Origin of the sequence: Pseudochelatococcus lubricantis, from assembly GCF_011762225.1 — a bacterium.
GTDB classification, from domain to species: domain Bacteria; phylum Pseudomonadota; class Alphaproteobacteria; order Rhizobiales; family Beijerinckiaceae; genus Pseudochelatococcus; species Pseudochelatococcus lubricantis.
On sequence record NZ_JAASQI010000011.1, the window covers coordinates 38,720 to 54,605 of the forward strand.

Below are 15,886 nucleotides of genomic sequence, written 5' to 3' on the forward strand. Positions count from 1 at the left end.
GCTGGCGTCGGCTTTGTGAGATCGTACAGGGGGGAAAAGTAAATCGGAAGACAGCACTGTAAACTCCCCATGCGATGACGGTGGGCCGGTGTGCTTGGCCGCCGATGCTCCGGATCAATGTTACGGAGACGATGATGTTCAGCCATATTCTGATTCCCGACGACGGCTCGCCACTGTCCACCACGGCGATGCAGGCAGCGCTGGAATTCGCCCGGGACGCGGGCGCGAAGGTGACGGTGCTGACGGTGATCGAGCCTTACAGCATCTTCACGGCCTCGCCGGAGCAGCTTGAATCGACGCGCGCGGAGTATGAGAGGCTGTCACGCACGCAGGCGGGGAACATCCTCGCGGCGGCGGAACGCGAGGCCAAGCGGCTCGGCGTGCCGTGCGAGGCGGTGCAGACCGAGAGCGACGATCCCTATCTCGCCATCATCGAGACGGCCGCGCAGCGCGGGTGCGATCTCATCGCCATGGCCTCGCATGGCAGGCGCGGGATCAGCGCTCTGGTGCTTGGCAGCGTTGCGCAGAAGGTGCTGACGTATTCGACCGTTCCCGTTCTCGTCTACAGGTGAGGGCGCCCGCGCGGGGGGCATTCGGGAGGTGAGGGACAATGCAGGCTTGCGCTTCCCGGGCTCCGGCGCCCGCCGTCTTTCCGTCCGCCGCGCCGGGGCGGCTGCTGTTTTTCGCGCTGGCGGGGAGCGACGGGTTCGGCCGGTCGGTCGCGCAGGTGCTCGGCGTGGATGTCGCGGCCCATGAGGAGCGCGAATTCGAGGACGGGGAGCACAAGATCAGGCCGCTGGTGCCGGTCGCCGGCGCTGATGTCTACGTCCTGCACAGTCTCCACGGCGGGCCGCTCGCCAGCGCCAACGACAAGCTCTGCCGGCTGCTGTTCTTCATCGCGGCGCTGAAGGACGCAGGCGCGGCGCGCGTCACCGCCGTGGTGCCCTATCTGTGCTATGCGCGCAAGGACCGCCGGACCAAGCCGTCCGATCCGGTGACGACGCGCTATGTCGCCGCCCTGTTCGAGGCCGTGGGTGCCGACGCCGTGGTCACGCTGGAAGTCCACAACGAAACGGCGTTCGAGAACGCCTTCCGCTGCCGGGCGGTGGCGCTGACGTCGGCGCCCGTCCTCATCGCGCAGGTCCGGCAGCTCGTCGGTGCGGAGCCGCTTGCCGTCGTCTCTCCCGATCTCGGCGGCGCCAAGCGCGCCGACCTCTTCCGCGAGGCTCTGGAACGCGCGATCGGCCGGCCGGTCGGCAAGGCATTCGTGGAGAAGCACCGCAGCGGCGGTGTCGTCTCCGGCGATCTTTTCGCCGGGAACGTGCGCGATGCCACGTGCATCGTCGTCGATGATCTCGTCAGCACCGGCGGCACGCTGGTGCGTGCAGCGCACGCCGCGCTGCACGGCGGTGCCGGCTGCGTGATCGCCTGCGTGGCGCACGGTCTGTTCATGGAAGGGGCGTCCGAGGCCCTTGCCGATCCGGCGATCCGGCGCATCATCACGACGGACACGGTTCCCCCGTTCCGCCTGCCGGCAGGCGCCGTCCGCGACAAGCTCGACGTGGCAAGCGCCGCGCCGCTGTTCGCCGAGGCGATCCGCAGGCTGCACGGCAACGAACCGCTGACGGAACTCAACGTTTTCTAGAGCGCGTTCCGATCCGATGGAATCATCTGATCGATCAGAATTCGCTCAAAATAAGAAATCTAGAATCTGTCCTGTTTCAACATAAACAGGACAGATTCTAGAGCGCGTTCCGATCCGATGGAATCATCTGATCGGAACGCGCTCTAAAACAGGCGGATAGGGCGGCGGTGCGTTTCGGCCTGAATGTCCGGCGCTCCGGCTTCCCGCAGCAGCCTCGTGGAGCCCCTTCCTTCCGTTACTTGACGGCGGCGTTGCCGCCGTCGGCGAACAGGGCTGAGCCGGCGACAAAGCTCGACATGGGGCTTGCAAGGAACAATGCGGCCCGGGCGATCTCTTCCGGCTGCGCGATCCGCTTCATGGCATGCAGACCGGCGGCCCATTCCTTCTGGGCCTGATCGCCCGCCATGGCCGTGTCGACGCCGCCGGGCAGGAGTGCGTTGGCCCTGATGCCTTTTTCTGCATAGTCCGCGGTGATTCCCTTCACCAGTCCCATGAGCCCCGCTTTCGCGGCCGCGTAAACCGCCATGCCGGGTAGCCCGACGCTTGTGCCGACGAAGCTCGATGTAAAGATGATCGAACCGCTTCCCCGTGCGAGCATCGCTGGAATCTGGCAGCGGCTGGCGAGGAAGGCAGCCGTCAGATTGGCGGCAAGCGTCTCCTGCCATTCCGACACTGCGACATCCGCGAGGAGCCGCACGGGGCCGGTGGTTCCTGCGTTGTTGAATGCGATGTCGAGGCCGCCGAAGGCCGCCGTGGCTTCGGCAACCAGCTCCCGGTGCGTTTCCGGCAGGCTGACATCGCCGGCCACGATACGCGCTTTTCCGCCCCGGGCGCGAATGGTCTCCGCTACTTCATTGAGGCCCTTTTCGCCTCTGGCATTCAGGATGACGGCTGCTCCCTCGGCGCTGAACAGCAGCGCGGCGGCGCGGCCGATCCCCGACGATGCGCCCGTGACGACGGCGACCTTGTTCTGCAACATGCCCATGATTGACCTCCAATGAACGGGAGGCCGGACTTTCGCGATAGCCGGGCGCAACGCCAACCCGTTTCTTGCGGTCGAATCTGGCCTGTTGTTTCAGGCAAGCGGTGTTTTTGGCCAAGGGTTGTTTCAGGCAAGCGCGGAGACCGGCCGGGCTCTCACCCGGACTGTTGCGTTGCGCAGTCTTTCGAGATGCCCGGCATCCCCCGCCGCCAGTTTCAGATAGGCGCGCGCCTGCCGCGGCCATTTCTCCGGCGTTCGCGGCCTGGCATCCAGCAGATGCGCGATGGACAACCTCGCCCGCAGCATGGCCCGCTGGCTGCGGTAGAACTGGAACAGGCCGGGGGCGCGGTCTTCGCCCAGCATGGGCGCGAGACGCCGGCGGATGCGCTCGCCCGCCCAGCGGGCGCCGAGCCGTTCGCATTCCAGATGCAGAAAGGCTACTTCGTCCAGCGGGTCCAGTGCGCGCAGGTGGGGATCGAATTCGAGGCAGTCGATGATCGTCACCGGGCGCGTCAGCCAGATATGCTCGGGGCGCAGGTCGCCGTGGGCGTCTACGATGCGCCCGGCCAGCACCCGCGCCGCCAGCAGCCCGGCGCGCTCGCGCAGGAAGCGGCGCTGGACGGCGGCGATACGGTCGATGAGGCCCGTGTGCAGGCCGAAACGCGGGTTGCAGAGGATGTGCCGGTTGAGGCGCGTCGCCGTGCGCCAGTCCGCGAGGCAGCGTTCCGGCGTGACGGGCACGTGGCTGGCGTGGCGGTAGAAGCGTTTCAGCGTGGCGGCGATGCGCTCCGCGTGCACCGGCTGCAACTGCCCCGCCAGCAGCACCGCTTCCAGACAGGCTCCGGCGTCGAGCCGGCGCATGACGACGAGCCAGTCCACCACCTCGCCGTCGCCATCGATGGCGAGGCCGGCGTGAGAGGCGGCGAGCGGCACGACGGCGAGATACACGTCCGGCGCCAGCCGCAGGTTAAGCCTGTGCTCGGCGCGGCAGGCCGCCGCGCGCCGCCCGAGCGTCGAGAAATCGAGATAGGGAAAGCGCACCGGCTTCTTGAGCTTGTAGACACGTTCGTCCGTCAGGAAGACCCATGACATATGGGTTTCACGCGCCTCGACCGCGCGCGTGCCCTCCGCATAACTGCGCGGGTCGCGGAGAAACGCAACCTTCTCATCAAGCCGGACCTCCGGCCGGGAGGGCTGTGCGGTGCGGAGATGTCCGGGCGTCTCGGCCATGTGCGCACTCTTCGGATCGGCCCGCCTCAGCGCCGCCTACAGCCGGGAGGTTTCGAATTCCTCGCAGGAGTAGCCGAGTATGGCCAGCCCCTCTTCGAGGAAGTCGCCGACGAGCGGCGTGCCGAGCAGATATTCGGCCGTGCGCTTGTTGTGCGCGCCGGCGGCCTCCTCGCGCACGCCCGGCCAGTCCTCCGCCGAGTAGTCGTCGCGGCCGAGCCAGGTGAGGGCCACGAGATCGACCTGCTCGTCCTCCGACAGCGCGCGGATGAACGCGGTCAGCTCCTGCGCGACCGGGTCGTCCCCGTGGCTCTCCAGAATCGCGACGCCCATGTCGTCGGCGGGGTTCGAGCCGGGATCGGGTTCCGTCACCTCGTCCTTGGCGTCGAACTCCCGCGCCTTGATGATGATGAAGCAGACCTTCTCCGGGGAGATCGTGAGCACCGTGCCGTCGTCGCCTTCGCCTTCGGTGTCTTCCGTCTGTGTCGATTTCGCCTGCATGATTCATTCCTCCATGAGGGGAACTGGCCGCCCGGCCCACCTGTATCGTCGCCGATTCCCCCGGGTCGGTACAGGCTCCGCGCTTCATTCTTGAGCGGTTTCGCGACGCCCCGCCGGAAAACGCTCCGGTCATGCTAGGCGAGGACGCGGCGCGCCGTCGTTGATGCAGGTCAAGCCGGATTCTTTTCTGGAAATAGCCTCTTGAGCCGTACCCAAGGTCATACCGTACAACGCGAAGAGTGAGGAGGCCACGATGACGAAGCGCAGGGAAGATGTCTTGCTGACAGCCGCGGAATGCGCGGAACGCATGGGGCTGACGGTGCGCGCCCTTCGCGTCTACGAGCGTCAGGGCCTCGTCGCGCCGCGGAGAACGCAGAAGAACTGGCGGCTCTACGGCCCCGCCGAAATCGCGCGGCTCGCCGAGATCGTCGCCCTCAAGCGGCTGGGGCTCAGCCTGTCCGGGATCGCGCGGTTGCTGTCGGGGCAGGGAGCCGACCTCGACGGCCTGCTGGCGATGCAGCAGCAGACTCTGCAAGACCTGCGCGAGCGTGCGGAACGCGGGCTTCGCCTCGTCGGCTCCCTGCGGGCGAAGATCGCGGCCGGCGCGCTCCTCTCTACCGATGAACTCTTGACACTCGCAAAGGAGACCAACATGACCGACACATCGCAGGACGCCATCGCCTGGCATCGTTACGAACAGGCGAGGCCGCGGACCGAAATCCGGCTCGATCCCGTGCTCTACGCCGATTACGCCGGCCACTACCTCCTCGCCGACGGCATCGGCCTCGTCGTCACGCGCAAGGAGGACCGCCTGTTCGTCCGCGTGACGGGCCAGCCCGAGGTGGAGGCTTTTCCGGAGGCGCAGGATGCGTTCTTTCTCAAGGTGGTGCCGGCCCAGATCGTCTTCACGCGGGGGGCGGGCGGCGTCGTGTCCGGCCTCGTCCTGCACCAGAACGGCTATGAGCAGCCGGCCGCCCGCGTCGGCGAGGAGATCACCCGCAACATCGAGGAGGCGCTCGCCGCGCGGGTGAAAAACGGGACGCCGCTGCCGGACGGCGAGGCGCTGCTGCGCAGTGTCATCGCGGAGCACCGGCTCGGCGAGCCGGACTATGACGGCATGACGCCGCCGCTCGCCGCCCTCGCGCGCGAGCAGGCCGGCGCGATCCGGGACGAGCTTGAGCGGCTGGGGCAGCTGCAGGGCCTCTCTTTCAAGGGCGTCAGCCCGATGGGCTGGGACGTCTACGACGTGCGCTTCGAGAACGGCGGGCAGGAGTGGGGCTTCACGCTGGCGGCCGACGGCCGCTTCGCCGGCCTCTACGCCGGCCCGTCGCTCTGAGGCCACCGCGGCCGCCGGATCGGCCCCGCCAAGGCAACCCCCTCGGGCGATTGCGGTTCTTCCACGCGATAGTCCGGCCTTTCGTCCTGCCGTGGTGGTAATTTTCCGCCGGATGGTTTAGACGGGAGTCGCTCCAGTCACAGGTGGTATTCCGGAAGGCTTTCCTTGGCAGACGATTTGGCAGACGACAACGACAATCCCGGCGCGGGCGCGCCGGGGGGGGATATCAAGCCGGTCTCGATCATCGACGAGATGAAGCGCAGCTACCTCGATTACGCCATGAGCGTGATCGTCAGCCGCGCCCTTCCGGACCTGCGTGACGGCCTGAAGCCGGTGCACCGGCGCATCCTCTATTCGATGCACGAGAACGGCTACACGCCGGACAAGAAATACGTCAAGTCGGCGCGCATCGTCGGCGACGTCATGGGTCAATATCACCCCCATGGCGACGCCTCGATCTATGACGCGCTGGTGCGCATGGCGCAGGACTTCTCCATGCGCCTGCCACTCGTGGACGGGCAGGGCAACTTCGGCTCCGTCGACGGCGATCCGGCGGCGGCCATGCGCTACACCGAGTCGCGCCTCGCCCGGCCGGCGATGGCCATCATCGAGGATATCGACAAGGACACGGTCGACTTCCGCCCCAACTACGACGAGTCGAAGCTGGAGCCGGTCGTGCTGCCGGCGCGCTTTCCCAACCTGCTCGTCAATGGCGCCGGCGGCATCGCCGTGGGCATGGCGACCAACATCCCGCCGCACAATCTCGGCGAGGTGGTGGACGCCTGCATCGCCTATATCGCCGATCCCGAAATCACGCTGGAGCAGCTCGTCGAGATCGTGCCGGGGCCGGACTTTCCCACCGGCGCGGCGATCCTCGGCCGTGCCGGCATCCGCTCCGCGTACGCCACCGGGCGTGGCTCCATCATCATGCGGGCGAAGAGCCGCATCGAGGAAATCCGCAAGGACCGCGAAGCCATCATCGTCACCGAAATTCCCTATCAGGTGAACAAGGCGACGCTCGTGGAGCGCATTGGCGAGCTGGTGCGCGAGAAGAAGGTGGAGGGCATCGCGGAACTGCGCGACGAGTCGGACCGCGAGGGCATGCGCATCGTCATCGAGCTGAAGCGCGACGCCGTGGGCGACGTGGTGCTGAACCAGCTCTACCGCTTCACGGCCCTGCAGTCGAGTTTCGGCGCCAACATGGTGGCGCTCAACGGCGGCCGGCCGGAGCTGCTGACGCTGCGCGACATGATCTCCGCCTTCGTCGACTTCCGCGAGGACGTGGTGGCGCGGCGCACGCGCTTCCTGCTCAACAAGGCGCGCGATCGCGCCCATGTGCTGGTTGGCCTCGCGATCGCGGTCGCCAATATCGACGAGGTCATCCGCCTCATCCGCACCTCGCCCGATCCCAACACCGCGCGCGAGGCGCTGATGACGCGCGACTGGCCGGCGCGGGACGTGGAGGCGCTCATCGTGCTCATCGCCGATCCGCGTCATTTCGTGCAGGCGGACGGTACCTACAAGCTGTCGGAAACGCAGGCGCGCGCCATTCTCGACCTGCGCCTGCAGCGCCTCACCGCGCTCGGCCGCGACGAAATCTCGGACGAACTGAACAAGCTCGCCGCCGAGATCGCCGATTATCTCGATATCCTGCGCTCGCGGGAGCGGATTCTCGGCATTGTGCGCGATGAACTCATCGCCGTGCGCGACGCTTTCGCCACCCCGCGCCGCACCGAGATTGTGGAATGGGATTCCGATGTCGACGACGAGGACCTGATCCAGCGCGAGGATATGGTGGTCACCGTCTCGCACGCCGGCTACATCAAGCGCGTGCCGCTCTCCACCTATCGCGCGCAGCGGCGCGGCGGCAAGGGGCGCGCGGCCATGCAGACGCGCGACGAGGATTTCGTCACGCGGCTCTTCGTCGCCAACACGCACACGCCGGTGCTTTTCTTCTCCTCGCGCGGGCAGGTCTACAAGGAAAAGGTCTGGCGGATGCCGCTCTCCGCGCCCAACGCGCGCGGCAAGGCGCTGGTGAACATCCTGCCGCTCACGGAGGGCGAGCGGATCACCACCATCATGCCGCTGCCGGAGGACGAGGCCGGCTGGGATGCGCTCGATGTGATGTTCGCCACCGCGTCCGGCGGCGTGCGGCGCAACAAGCTCTCCGATTTCGTGCAGGTGAACCGCGCCGGCAAGATCGCCATGAAGCTCGACGAGGGCGATCAGATCGTCGACGTGCAGATCAGCACCGAGGCCGACGACGTGCTGCTGACCACGGCGCTGGGGCAGGCGATCCGCTTCCCCACGTCGGATGTGCGGGTGTTCAAGGGCCGTGACTCCACCGGGGTGCGCGGTATAGCGCTGGCGGCGGACGACCGGGTGATATCCATGTCCATCCTGCGCCACGTCGAGGCGAGCGCCGAGGAGCGCGTTGCCTATCTCAGGCTCGCCAACGCCGCGCGCCGCGCGGCCACCGGCGAGGCGGACGACGGCACGGAAGCCGGCGAGGCCGTTCAGGAGGATATCGGGCCTGACGAGGCTCAGGAGGAAGGTACCCGGGAGGAGGGCGCGTTCGAGGGGCGCTTGCAGGACTTCGCCCTCGGGCAGGAGCGCTACGCGGCGCTTGGCGCGGCGGAGCAGTTCGTGCTCACCATTTCGCAGAACGGCTATGGCAAGCGCACGTCCGCCTACGAGTACCGGACGACCGGGCGCGGCGGCAAGGGCATCGTCGCCATGGCGGTGAACGGGCGAAACGGCCCTCTGGTGGCTTCCTTCCCGGTGGAGACGTCGGACCAGATCATGCTCGTCACCGACGGCGGGCAGCTGATCCGCGTGCCGGTGGACGGCATCAGGCTCACCGGCCGCTCCGCGCAGGGCGTGATCGTGTTCAACACTTCCGCAGACGAGCGCGTGGTTTCGGTCGAGCGCGTCTCGGAGGACGGGGAAGAAGGCGAAAGCGACGGCGAGGGAGACATCTGAATGGCAGGCGTGGCGATCTATGCAGGGTCGTTCGATCCGGTGACGAACGGCCACATCGACGTGATGCGCGGCGCTGTGCTGGTTGCCGACAAGGTGGTGATCGCCATCGGCATCCACCCCGGCAAGACGCCGCTGTTCACCGCGCAGGAGCGCGCCGTCATGCTGCACGAGGAATGCGCGCCGATCGCGGCGGCGGCGGGCGTGGCGTTCGAGGTGACGACTTTCGACGACCTCGTGGTGTCCGCCGCCCGCCGTCTCGGCGCGTCGCTGCTCATTCGCGGCGTGCGCGACGGCACGGACCTCGACTACGAAATGCAGATGGCGGGCATGAACGACGCCATGGCGCCGGATATCCAGACGGTGTTCCTGCCCGCGTCGTCCCGCACCCGCCACATCACGGCGACGCTCGTGCGCCAGATCGCCAGGATGGGCGGCGACGTGTCGCAGTTCGTGCCCGGGCGCGTCGCGCAGCGGCTGCGGGAACGGATCGCGGCCGGTTGAGCCTTTCCGGGGGTTGCCCCGGATCATTTCTCTGTCATCCGGCTGCGTGATAGGTTGCGCGCCGGCACTATCCGGCGTCACGGTGGCGTCGCGGAACAAGGGGGCGACATGAGCGAGGGATCGCGCAAGTGGTTGACGGTGGGCATTGTGCTCGTGCTGGCTGCCGCCGCCTATTTTGGCTGGAAGAAGTTGCAGCCGGCCCCGCTGCCGGACGGCATCGCCAGCGGCAACGGCCGCATCGAAGCCACCGAGATCGACGTCGCCAGCAAGGCGGCGGGCCGGGTGAAGGAAGTTCTCGTGCGCGAGGGCGACTTCGTCACCGCCGGCCAGATCCTTGCCCGCATGGACACGGACCAGTTGCAGGCCCAGAAGCGTCAGGCCGAGGCGCAGTTGCAGCAGGCGATCATCGCCGTCCAGACCGCGAAGAATCAGGTCGCGCAGCGCCGGGCGGAACAGGCGGCGGCGGTTGCTGTCGTCGCGCAGCGCGACGCGGAGCTTGACGCCGCCAACAAAAAACTTGCCCGCTCCGAGCAACTCATCGTCCGCGACAACATTTCCCAGCAGACGCTGGACGACGACCGCGCACGGGCGCTTGGCGCGAAGGCCGCGCTGGAGGCGGCGAAGGCGCAGCTTGCCGCTGCCGAGGCTGCCATTCTGGCCGCAGAATCGCAGGTGGTCGGCGCGGAGGCCGCCGTGGATGCCGCACGGGCGACCATCGAGAAGATCGAGGCTGATATCGCCGACAGCGTGCTGACCTCGCCACGCGACGGGCGAGTGCAGTTTCTGGTCGCCCAGGTCGGCGAGGTGCTGGCGGCCGGCGGGCGGGTGCTCAATCTTGTCGACCTCAGCGACGTCTATATGACCTTCTTCCTGCCCACCGATCAGGCGGGCCTGCTCGCGCTCGGCGCGGAGGCGCGCATCGTGCTCGATGCCGCGCCGCAATATGTCCTGCCCGCCAAGATTTCCTTCGTCGCCGACGTCGCTCAGTTCACCCCCAAGACCGTCGAGACGGCGGTCGAGCGGGAGAAGCTGATGTTCCGCATCCGGGCGCAGATTTCGCCTGACCTGCTGCGCAAGTACATCGAGCAGGTCAAGACGGGCTTGCCGGGCCTCGCCTACGTCAAGCTGCGGCCGGATGCCCAGTGGCCCGAGGCGTTGCAGAAGACGGTCAGCCCGTGATGACGCGCGAGAGCCCGGTCCCGGCCGAGGCGTTCCCCGCCACGCCGCCTGTCGCCTCGCTCGTCAACGTCGGGCTGCGTTACGGCAAGACGCTGGCGCTCGACAACATCACCCTCGATATCCCCGCGGGCTGCATGGTGGGCCTGATCGGGCCTGACGGCGTCGGCAAGTCCAGCCTGCTGTCGCTTGTGGCGGGCGCGCGCGTGGTGCAGCAGGGGCAGATCGAGGTGCTTGGCGGCGACATCGCGAGCGCCCGCCACCGCAGCCGGGTTTGTCCGCAAATCGCCTATATGCCGCAGGGCCTTGGCAAAAATCTTTATCCTAATCTCTCGGTGTTCGAGAACATCGATTTTTTCGGCCGGCTGTTCGGTCACGACCGGCGCGAGCGTGAGGAACGCATCGCGCGGCTGCTCGGCCGCACCGGGCTTGCGCCCTTTGCGAGCCGTCCCGCCGGCAAGCTGTCGGGCGGTATGAAGCAGAAGCTCGGCCTGTGCTGCGCGCTCATCCACGATCCCGATCTGCTCATTCTCGACGAGCCCACCACCGGCGTCGATCCGCTGTCGCGCCGCCAGTTCTGGGATCTGATCGACGATATCCGCCGCGAGCGGCCGGGCATGAGCGTCATCGTCGCCACCGCCTACATGGAGGAGGCCGCGCGCTTCGACTGGCTCGCCGCGATGAATGCCGGCCGCGTCCTCGCTGTCGGCGCGCCCGGCGATCTGCTGCGCCGCACCGGTGCCGGAACGCTCGACGAAGCCTTCATCGCCCTGCTGCCGGAGGAGAGCCGCGCCACATACCACAAGGTCGAGTTGCGTCCGCGCACGCATCGCCCCGACGAGACGCTCGCCATCGAGGCCGAGGGGCTGACCATGCGCTTCGGCGATTTCACCGCCGTCGACAACGTCAGCTTCAGCATTCCGCAGGGCGAGATTTTCGGCTTCCTCGGCTCCAACGGCTGCGGCAAGACGACGACCATGAAAATGCTCACCGGTCTGCTGCCGGCGACCGAGGGTATCGCGAAGCTGTTCGGACAGCAGGTGGACCCGCACGACATGGCGGTGCGCAAGCGCGTCGGCTACATGTCGCAAGCATTTTCGCTCTACGTCGAACTGACCGTGCGCCAAAACCTCGATCTGCACGCGCGTCTGTTCCACCTGCCCCTCGCCGCCATTCCCGGCCGCATCCAGGAGATGGCGAGGCGCTTCGATCTGGAGGACGTCATGGACGTCCTGCCCGATGCGCTGCCGCTCGGTATCCGCCAGCGGCTGTCGTTGGCGGTAGCGCTCATCCATGGTCCGGAAATCCTCATTCTGGACGAGCCGACCTCGGGCGTCGACCCGGTGGCCCGCGACGCGCTCTGGCAGGAGCTGATCGACCTGTCGCGCAACGACAACGTGACGATTTTCATCTCGACCCATTTCATGAACGAGGCCGAGCGCTGCGACCGCATCTCCCTCATGCATGCGGGCAAGGTGCTCGTCAGCGACACCCCGGCGGCCATTGTCGAAAAACGCGGCGCGGCGACGCTGGAGGATGCGTTCATCGCCTATCTGGAGGAGGCGGGAGCGGGGACGGCGGCCGATGCGCCTGTGCCCCCCGTCATGGCTGAAAATATCCCGGAAGCGGACCCTCCGTCGGCCCCGGCGGTAACGCAACAGACTGATCCAAAACGGGATTCCGGTGCGAGCCTGTTCGACTTCCGGCGCATGTTCAGCTACGCGCGGCTTGAGGGGCTGGAGCTTCGCCGTGATCCGATCCGTGCCACGCTCGCCCTGGTCGGCAGTGTGCTGCTGATGTTCATCATCGGCTATGGCATCAGCATGGACGTCGAGAATCTCACCTTCGCCGTCCTCGATCATGATCAGACGACCATCAGCCGCAGCTACAGCCTTGATATTGCTGGCTCCCGCTATTTCGTCGAGCGGCCGCCGATCACCGACTACGCCGATCTCGACCGTCGGATGCGGGCGGGGGAGATCGCGCTCGCCATCGAAATTCCGCCCGGTTTCGGCCGCGACGTCCTGCGTGGCAGGCAGGTTTCGATCGGCGTCTGGTACGACGGCGCCATGCCCCAGCGGGCCGAGACGGTCCGGGGGTACATCCAGGGTATGCACCAGCGCTGGCTGCAGGAGAGGGCGAGCCGTGCGGCGGGTGCGCAGACGTCCGCCGCGTTATTCAACATCGAGATACGCTACCGCTACAACCCTGATGTAGAAAGCCTTCCGGCGATCGTGCCGGCCGTCATCCCGCTTCTGCTGCTCATGATACCGGCGATGCTGACCGCCCTCAGCGTTGTGCGCGAGAAGGAACTCGGCTCCATCGTCAACCTTTACGTGACGCCGACAACCCGGCTCGAATTCCTGCTCGGCAAGCAACTCCCTTACGTGCTGCTGGCGATGTTCAACTTTATCCTTCTGGTATCGCTGGCAATTTTCTTCTTCGGCGTTCCCCTGAAGGGTTCGTTCGCGGCGCTGACGCTGGGCGCCTTTCTCTACGTCATCACCGCAACCGGCATGGGCCTGCTGATCTCGACTTTCATGAACAGCCAGATCGCCGCCATCTTCGGCACGTCAATCCTGACGCTCGTGCCGGCCGTGCAGTTCTCGGGCCTGACGGAACCCGTATCGTCGCTCGAAGGGGGAGGCGCTTTCATCGGGCATATCTATCCCACAACCCATTTCATCACCATCGCGCGCGGCACCTTCTCGAAGGCGCTCGGCTTCGCCGATCTCTCGCATGCCTTCTGGCCGCTGCTGATCGCAATCCCTGTCCTCCTCGGCCTTGGCGCCGTTCTGTTGAAGAAGCAGGCGAGTTGATGAGTTTATCCAACATCATCCAGCTCGGAATCAAGGAATTGCGCGGCCTTGCGCGCGACCCGGTGCTGCTGGTACTGATCGTCTATTCCTTCACGCTATCGGTCTACACGGCCGCCACCGCAATGCCGGAGACGCTGAACAGGGCGCCGATCGCCATCGTCGACGAGGACCGCTCGCCGCTCTCGACACGAATCGTCAGCGCCTTTTATCCGCCATTGTTCACCCCGCCGGAGCTGATTACGCGGTCGGAGATGGACCGGCGCATGGACGCCGGCAGCGACACTTTCGCCCTCAATATCCCGCCTGACTTTCAACGCGATCTGCTGGCCGGACGCCAGCCCGTCATCCAGTTGAACGTCGACGCGACCCGTATGTCGCAAGCCTTTTCGGGCAGCGGCTACGTGCAGACCATCGTCACGGCGGAGGTCAACGAGTTCGCCGCCCGTTACCGCGCCACGGGCGAGCAGCCGGTCGATCTCGCCATGCGCGCGCGGTTCAATCCGGAACTGAACAAGATCTGGTTCGGATCTGTGGTGCAAATCATCAACAACGTAACCATGCTTTCCATCGTTCTCACCGGCACGGCGCTTATCCGTGAGCGGGAGCACGGCACAGTGGAGCATCTGCTGGTGATGCCGATCACGCCGTTCGAGATCATGGTCGGCAAAGTGTGGTCCATGGCGCTGGTGGTGCTCGTCGCGGCGGCGGCCTCGCTGGCGCTGGTCGTGCAGGGCTTTCTGGCTGTGCCGATCGAGGGATCGGTGCCGCTGTTTCTCGCAGGAGCGGCGCTGCATCTCTTCGCTACCACGTCGCTCGGCATCTTCCTCGCGACGTTAGCGGGCTCCATGCCCCAGTTCGGGCTGCTGCTGATCCTGACACTGCTGCCGCTCAACATTCTCTCTGGAGGCACAACGCCGCGCGAGAGTATGCCGGAGGAAGTGCAGTTCATCATGCAGGCCGCGCCGACGACCCATTTCGTTTCGCTGGCGCAAGCCATTCTGTACCGCGGCGCGACGTTAGATATCGTATGGCCGCAGTTTATGGCGCTGATACTGATCGGTTTGGTGCTGTTCAGCTTCTCGCTCGGCCGCTTCCGGAAGTCGCTGAAGTAACCGCGGCCCGGAGGCCGGCCGACACCCGGTTATATCATCGGCCTCCGGTGCTATACCCGCACGAGGCTCGCGGAGAAGCGCTTCCAGTTTTCGATATAGTGACGTGCGGAGGCGTGCAGCCCCTCTATAGCCGCCTCATCGAGGCCCCTGACGGCACGGGCCGGCGCGCCGACGATGAGTGAACCGGGCGGGAACTCCCTGCCTTCCGTAATGAGCGCGTTGGCGCCGATCAGCGAATTATCACCGATCCGCGCGCCGTTCAGCACCGTCGCCCCCATCCCGATCAGGCAATTGTTGCCGATCGTGCAGCCGTGAACGATGGCGCTGTGGCCGATCGTGCAGCCGTCGCCAATCGTGAGCGGACTGCCGTGGTCCGAATGCAGAACGGCATTATCCTGAATATTCGTGCCGGTCCCGATGGTCATGGGTTCGTTGTCACCACGCAAGACTGCTCCGAACCAGATGCCGACATCCAAGCCGAGCGTCACGTTTCCGATGACGGAAGCGGTCGGCGCGATCCAGAAATGACCCTCTTTCGGCAACGTCGGCGTTGCGTCTCCCAAACTGTAGGCCGGCATTTTCTTCTCCCCCGAGCGGGGAGCCTGCCCACTGCCCACGCCCCCCGATCCTGCGAAGTTGCGCATATTTCCGCCGGTCACGCAAGGGTTTCAGCGCAATCGTGACGGGACGGAAGACCGTTGCAGGGTACGAAAAAGGCCGCAGGAAAGGAGAAGCTCAGACCGTTGGCAGAACGAGGAGCACGATGCGTCCGCATACGATACTCCAGACAACGGCGGTTATACAGACGAGTATCAGTGAACTGGGCCGCACCTGCAGGTTGTGAAAAGCCCGATATGCATTGCGTATCAGGATATAGGGAGCGGAAAATACCAGAAGCGGAAAATAGAAGGCCAGTAGCATTCCCCGGGCAAACATGAGCCCGAAGTTGGCCGGCCGACCTGTCATATATTCAAAACAACTGCAAATCAGTCCGGAAAACGAAAGGCCTAGAGCGAAAGCTTGAAAGATAATTTCTGACATATGTGCCACCCAGCTTGAATAAGGGCGGATTAATAACGTCAGCCAATAACTACATCAACAGCTACAGAGAGCGGGAGAACATTGCATTTAAAGCGTGATCAAAAAACATCACCACCATAGGGTGTTTGGGAGAGTGAAAGATTCTTTACTCTTTTTGTCACCCTATGATAACAAGTGAACATCGACAGGTTCAATATACGTGGTTTCTATTCCTCGTCGTCCAGATCTGTGTCGAGGATAGCCATCTGAAAACTATACGACTTGTCACCGTCCTCGTCGTCGACAAACAGAACGCCAATAAACTCTTCACCGATATAGACTTCAGCGGAATCCTTCTTTCTCGGCCGGGCAACGACACGTATGGAGTGGTTCGAGAAGGTCCGGCGCAGGAACTGCTCTACTTTCTGAATTTCTTGCTTGTCCATGATTGGCTGGTCTCTTGTGTATGATGTCTGGTTGATGCCTGAAGGTCCTCCGCCAGGCGATCGCCCCCATGACGGGCGTCGCCGGGTGGAAAATCCCGCGTTTGATAGATCGGGCAGGCTCGCGCCGCAACCCTGAGGA

14 protein-coding genes are annotated in these 15,886 nt (G+C 65.4%); 8 read left to right on the top strand and 6 right to left on the bottom strand.

The annotated features are described in order from the left end of the window. Positions 1-134: 134 nt before the first annotated feature. Together FHS82_RS18550 and FHS82_RS18555 are read left to right on the top strand one after the other, a co-directional pair. Positions 135-572: a universal stress protein gene (locus FHS82_RS18550; RefSeq protein ID WP_166955716.1), complete on the top strand. Its 438-nt coding sequence runs from the start codon at positions 135-137 to the stop codon at positions 570-572. 38 nt (positions 573-610) lie between these two features. Beyond that, positions 611-1,645: a ribose-phosphate diphosphokinase gene (locus FHS82_RS18555; RefSeq protein WP_166955718.1), complete on the top strand. Its 1,035-nt coding sequence runs from the start codon at positions 611-613 to the stop codon at positions 1,643-1,645. 235 nt (positions 1,646-1,880) lie between these two features. Here FHS82_RS18555 and FHS82_RS18560 read toward each other — a convergent pair whose 3' ends face one another. The 3 genes from FHS82_RS18560 to FHS82_RS18570 form a co-directional block, all read right to left on the bottom strand. Beyond that, positions 1,881-2,630 (bottom strand): SDR family oxidoreductase, encoded by a 750-nt coding sequence (locus FHS82_RS18560; RefSeq protein ID WP_166955719.1) that lies wholly within the window; start codon positions 2,628-2,630, stop codon positions 1,881-1,883. Between the two features lie 123 nt (positions 2,631-2,753). After that, a complete protein-coding gene (locus FHS82_RS18565) occupies positions 2,754-3,857 on the bottom strand; it encodes a hypothetical protein (protein ID WP_166955721.1) in 1,104 nt (367 codons plus the stop codon). 36 nt (positions 3,858-3,893) lie between these two features. Continuing rightward, complete coding sequence (locus FHS82_RS18570; protein ID WP_166955723.1) at positions 3,894-4,355, bottom strand: DUF3775 domain-containing protein; 462 nt, start codon at positions 4,353-4,355, stop codon at positions 3,894-3,896. 253 nt (positions 4,356-4,608) lie between these two features. Here FHS82_RS18570 and FHS82_RS18575 point away from each other — a divergent pair, with 253 nt between their 5' ends. The 6 genes from FHS82_RS18575 to FHS82_RS18600 all read left to right on the top strand — a co-directional run bounded on the left by FHS82_RS18575 (position 4,609) and on the right by FHS82_RS18600 (position 14,281). Continuing rightward, entirely contained in the window at positions 4,609-5,691 is a 1,083-nt protein-coding gene (locus tag FHS82_RS18575) for a MerR family transcriptional regulator (RefSeq protein WP_166955724.1), read from the top strand. A gap of 252 nt (positions 5,692-5,943) precedes the next feature. Beyond that, positions 5,944-8,673 carry a DNA gyrase subunit A gene (gene gyrA / locus FHS82_RS18580; RefSeq protein ID WP_246225443.1) on the top strand — a complete coding sequence of 910 codons (2,730 nt, stop codon included), beginning with the start codon at positions 5,944-5,946 and terminating at the stop codon, positions 8,671-8,673. Beyond that, positions 8,674-9,174: a pantetheine-phosphate adenylyltransferase gene (gene coaD, locus FHS82_RS18585; protein ID WP_166955726.1), complete on the top strand. Its 501-nt coding sequence runs from the start codon at positions 8,674-8,676 to the stop codon at positions 9,172-9,174. A 108-nt stretch (positions 9,175-9,282) separates the two neighbouring features. Continuing rightward, the gene (locus tag FHS82_RS18590) at positions 9,283-10,353 is read left to right on the top strand and encodes an HlyD family secretion protein (protein WP_166955728.1); all 1,071 of its coding nucleotides are present in this window, start codon (positions 9,283-9,285) and stop codon (positions 10,351-10,353) included. Then, entirely contained in the window at positions 10,353-13,169 is a 2,817-nt protein-coding gene (gene rbbA, locus FHS82_RS18595) for a ribosome-associated ATPase/putative transporter RbbA (protein WP_166955920.1), read from the top strand. The genes FHS82_RS18590 and rbbA overlap by 1 nt, the downstream gene beginning before the upstream one ends. Next, on the top strand, positions 13,169-14,281 hold the full coding sequence (locus FHS82_RS18600; RefSeq protein WP_166955730.1) for an ABC transporter permease: 1,113 nt from the start codon (positions 13,169-13,171) through the stop codon (positions 14,279-14,281). Before rbbA ends, FHS82_RS18600 begins: the two co-directional genes overlap by 1 nt. A gap of 50 nt (positions 14,282-14,331) precedes the next feature. Here FHS82_RS18600 and FHS82_RS18605 read toward each other — a convergent pair whose 3' ends face one another. From FHS82_RS18605 to FHS82_RS18610, 3 genes are all read right to left on the bottom strand, one after another. Then, entirely contained in the window at positions 14,332-14,859 is a 528-nt protein-coding gene (locus FHS82_RS18605) for a gamma carbonic anhydrase family protein (protein ID WP_166955732.1), read from the bottom strand. Positions 14,860-15,016: 157 nt separating this feature from the next. Next, positions 15,017-15,322, bottom strand: coding sequence for a DUF6949 family protein (locus FHS82_RS21505; protein ID WP_377594282.1), 306 nt, complete (start codon positions 15,320-15,322; stop codon positions 15,017-15,019). 206 nt (positions 15,323-15,528) lie between these two features. Then, positions 15,529-15,747, bottom strand: a complete 219-nt coding sequence (locus FHS82_RS18610; RefSeq protein WP_166955734.1) for a DUF3126 family protein — start codon at positions 15,745-15,747, stop codon at positions 15,529-15,531. Positions 15,748-15,886 lie beyond the last annotated feature (139 nt).

Excerpts from the sequence above, each read along its gene's own strand:
- FHS82_RS18550 (WP_166955716.1), top strand. The coding sequence starts at position 135 with ATGTTCAGCCATATTCTGATTCCCGACGACGGCTCGCCACTGTCCACC.
- FHS82_RS18555 (WP_166955718.1), top strand. The coding sequence starts at position 611 with ATGCAGGCTTGCGCTTCCCGGGCTCCGGCGCCCGCCGTCTTTCCGTCC.
- FHS82_RS18560 (WP_166955719.1), bottom strand. The coding sequence starts at position 2,630 with ATGGGCATGTTGCAGAACAAGGTCGCCGTCGTCACGGGCGCATCGTCG.
- FHS82_RS18565 (WP_166955721.1), bottom strand. The coding sequence starts at position 3,857 with ATGGCCGAGACGCCCGGACATCTCCGCACCGCACAGCCCTCCCGGCCG.
- FHS82_RS18570 (WP_166955723.1), bottom strand. The coding sequence starts at position 4,355 with ATGCAGGCGAAATCGACACAGACGGAAGACACCGAAGGCGAAGGCGAC.
- FHS82_RS18575 (WP_166955724.1), top strand. The coding sequence starts at position 4,609 with ATGACGAAGCGCAGGGAAGATGTCTTGCTGACAGCCGCGGAATGCGCG.
- gyrA (WP_246225443.1), top strand. The coding sequence starts at position 5,944 with ATGAAGCGCAGCTACCTCGATTACGCCATGAGCGTGATCGTCAGCCGC.
- coaD (WP_166955726.1), top strand. The coding sequence starts at position 8,674 with ATGGCAGGCGTGGCGATCTATGCAGGGTCGTTCGATCCGGTGACGAAC.
- FHS82_RS18590 (WP_166955728.1), top strand. The coding sequence starts at position 9,283 with ATGAGCGAGGGATCGCGCAAGTGGTTGACGGTGGGCATTGTGCTCGTG.
- rbbA (WP_166955920.1), top strand. The coding sequence starts at position 10,353 with ATGACGCGCGAGAGCCCGGTCCCGGCCGAGGCGTTCCCCGCCACGCCG.
- FHS82_RS18600 (WP_166955730.1), top strand. The coding sequence starts at position 13,169 with ATGAGTTTATCCAACATCATCCAGCTCGGAATCAAGGAATTGCGCGGC.
- FHS82_RS18605 (WP_166955732.1), bottom strand. The coding sequence starts at position 14,859 with ATGCCGGCCTACAGTTTGGGAGACGCAACGCCGACGTTGCCGAAAGAG.
- FHS82_RS21505 (WP_377594282.1), bottom strand. The coding sequence starts at position 15,322 with ATGTCAGAAATTATCTTTCAAGCTTTCGCTCTAGGCCTTTCGTTTTCC.
- FHS82_RS18610 (WP_166955734.1), bottom strand. The coding sequence starts at position 15,747 with ATGGACAAGCAAGAAATTCAGAAAGTAGAGCAGTTCCTGCGCCGGACC.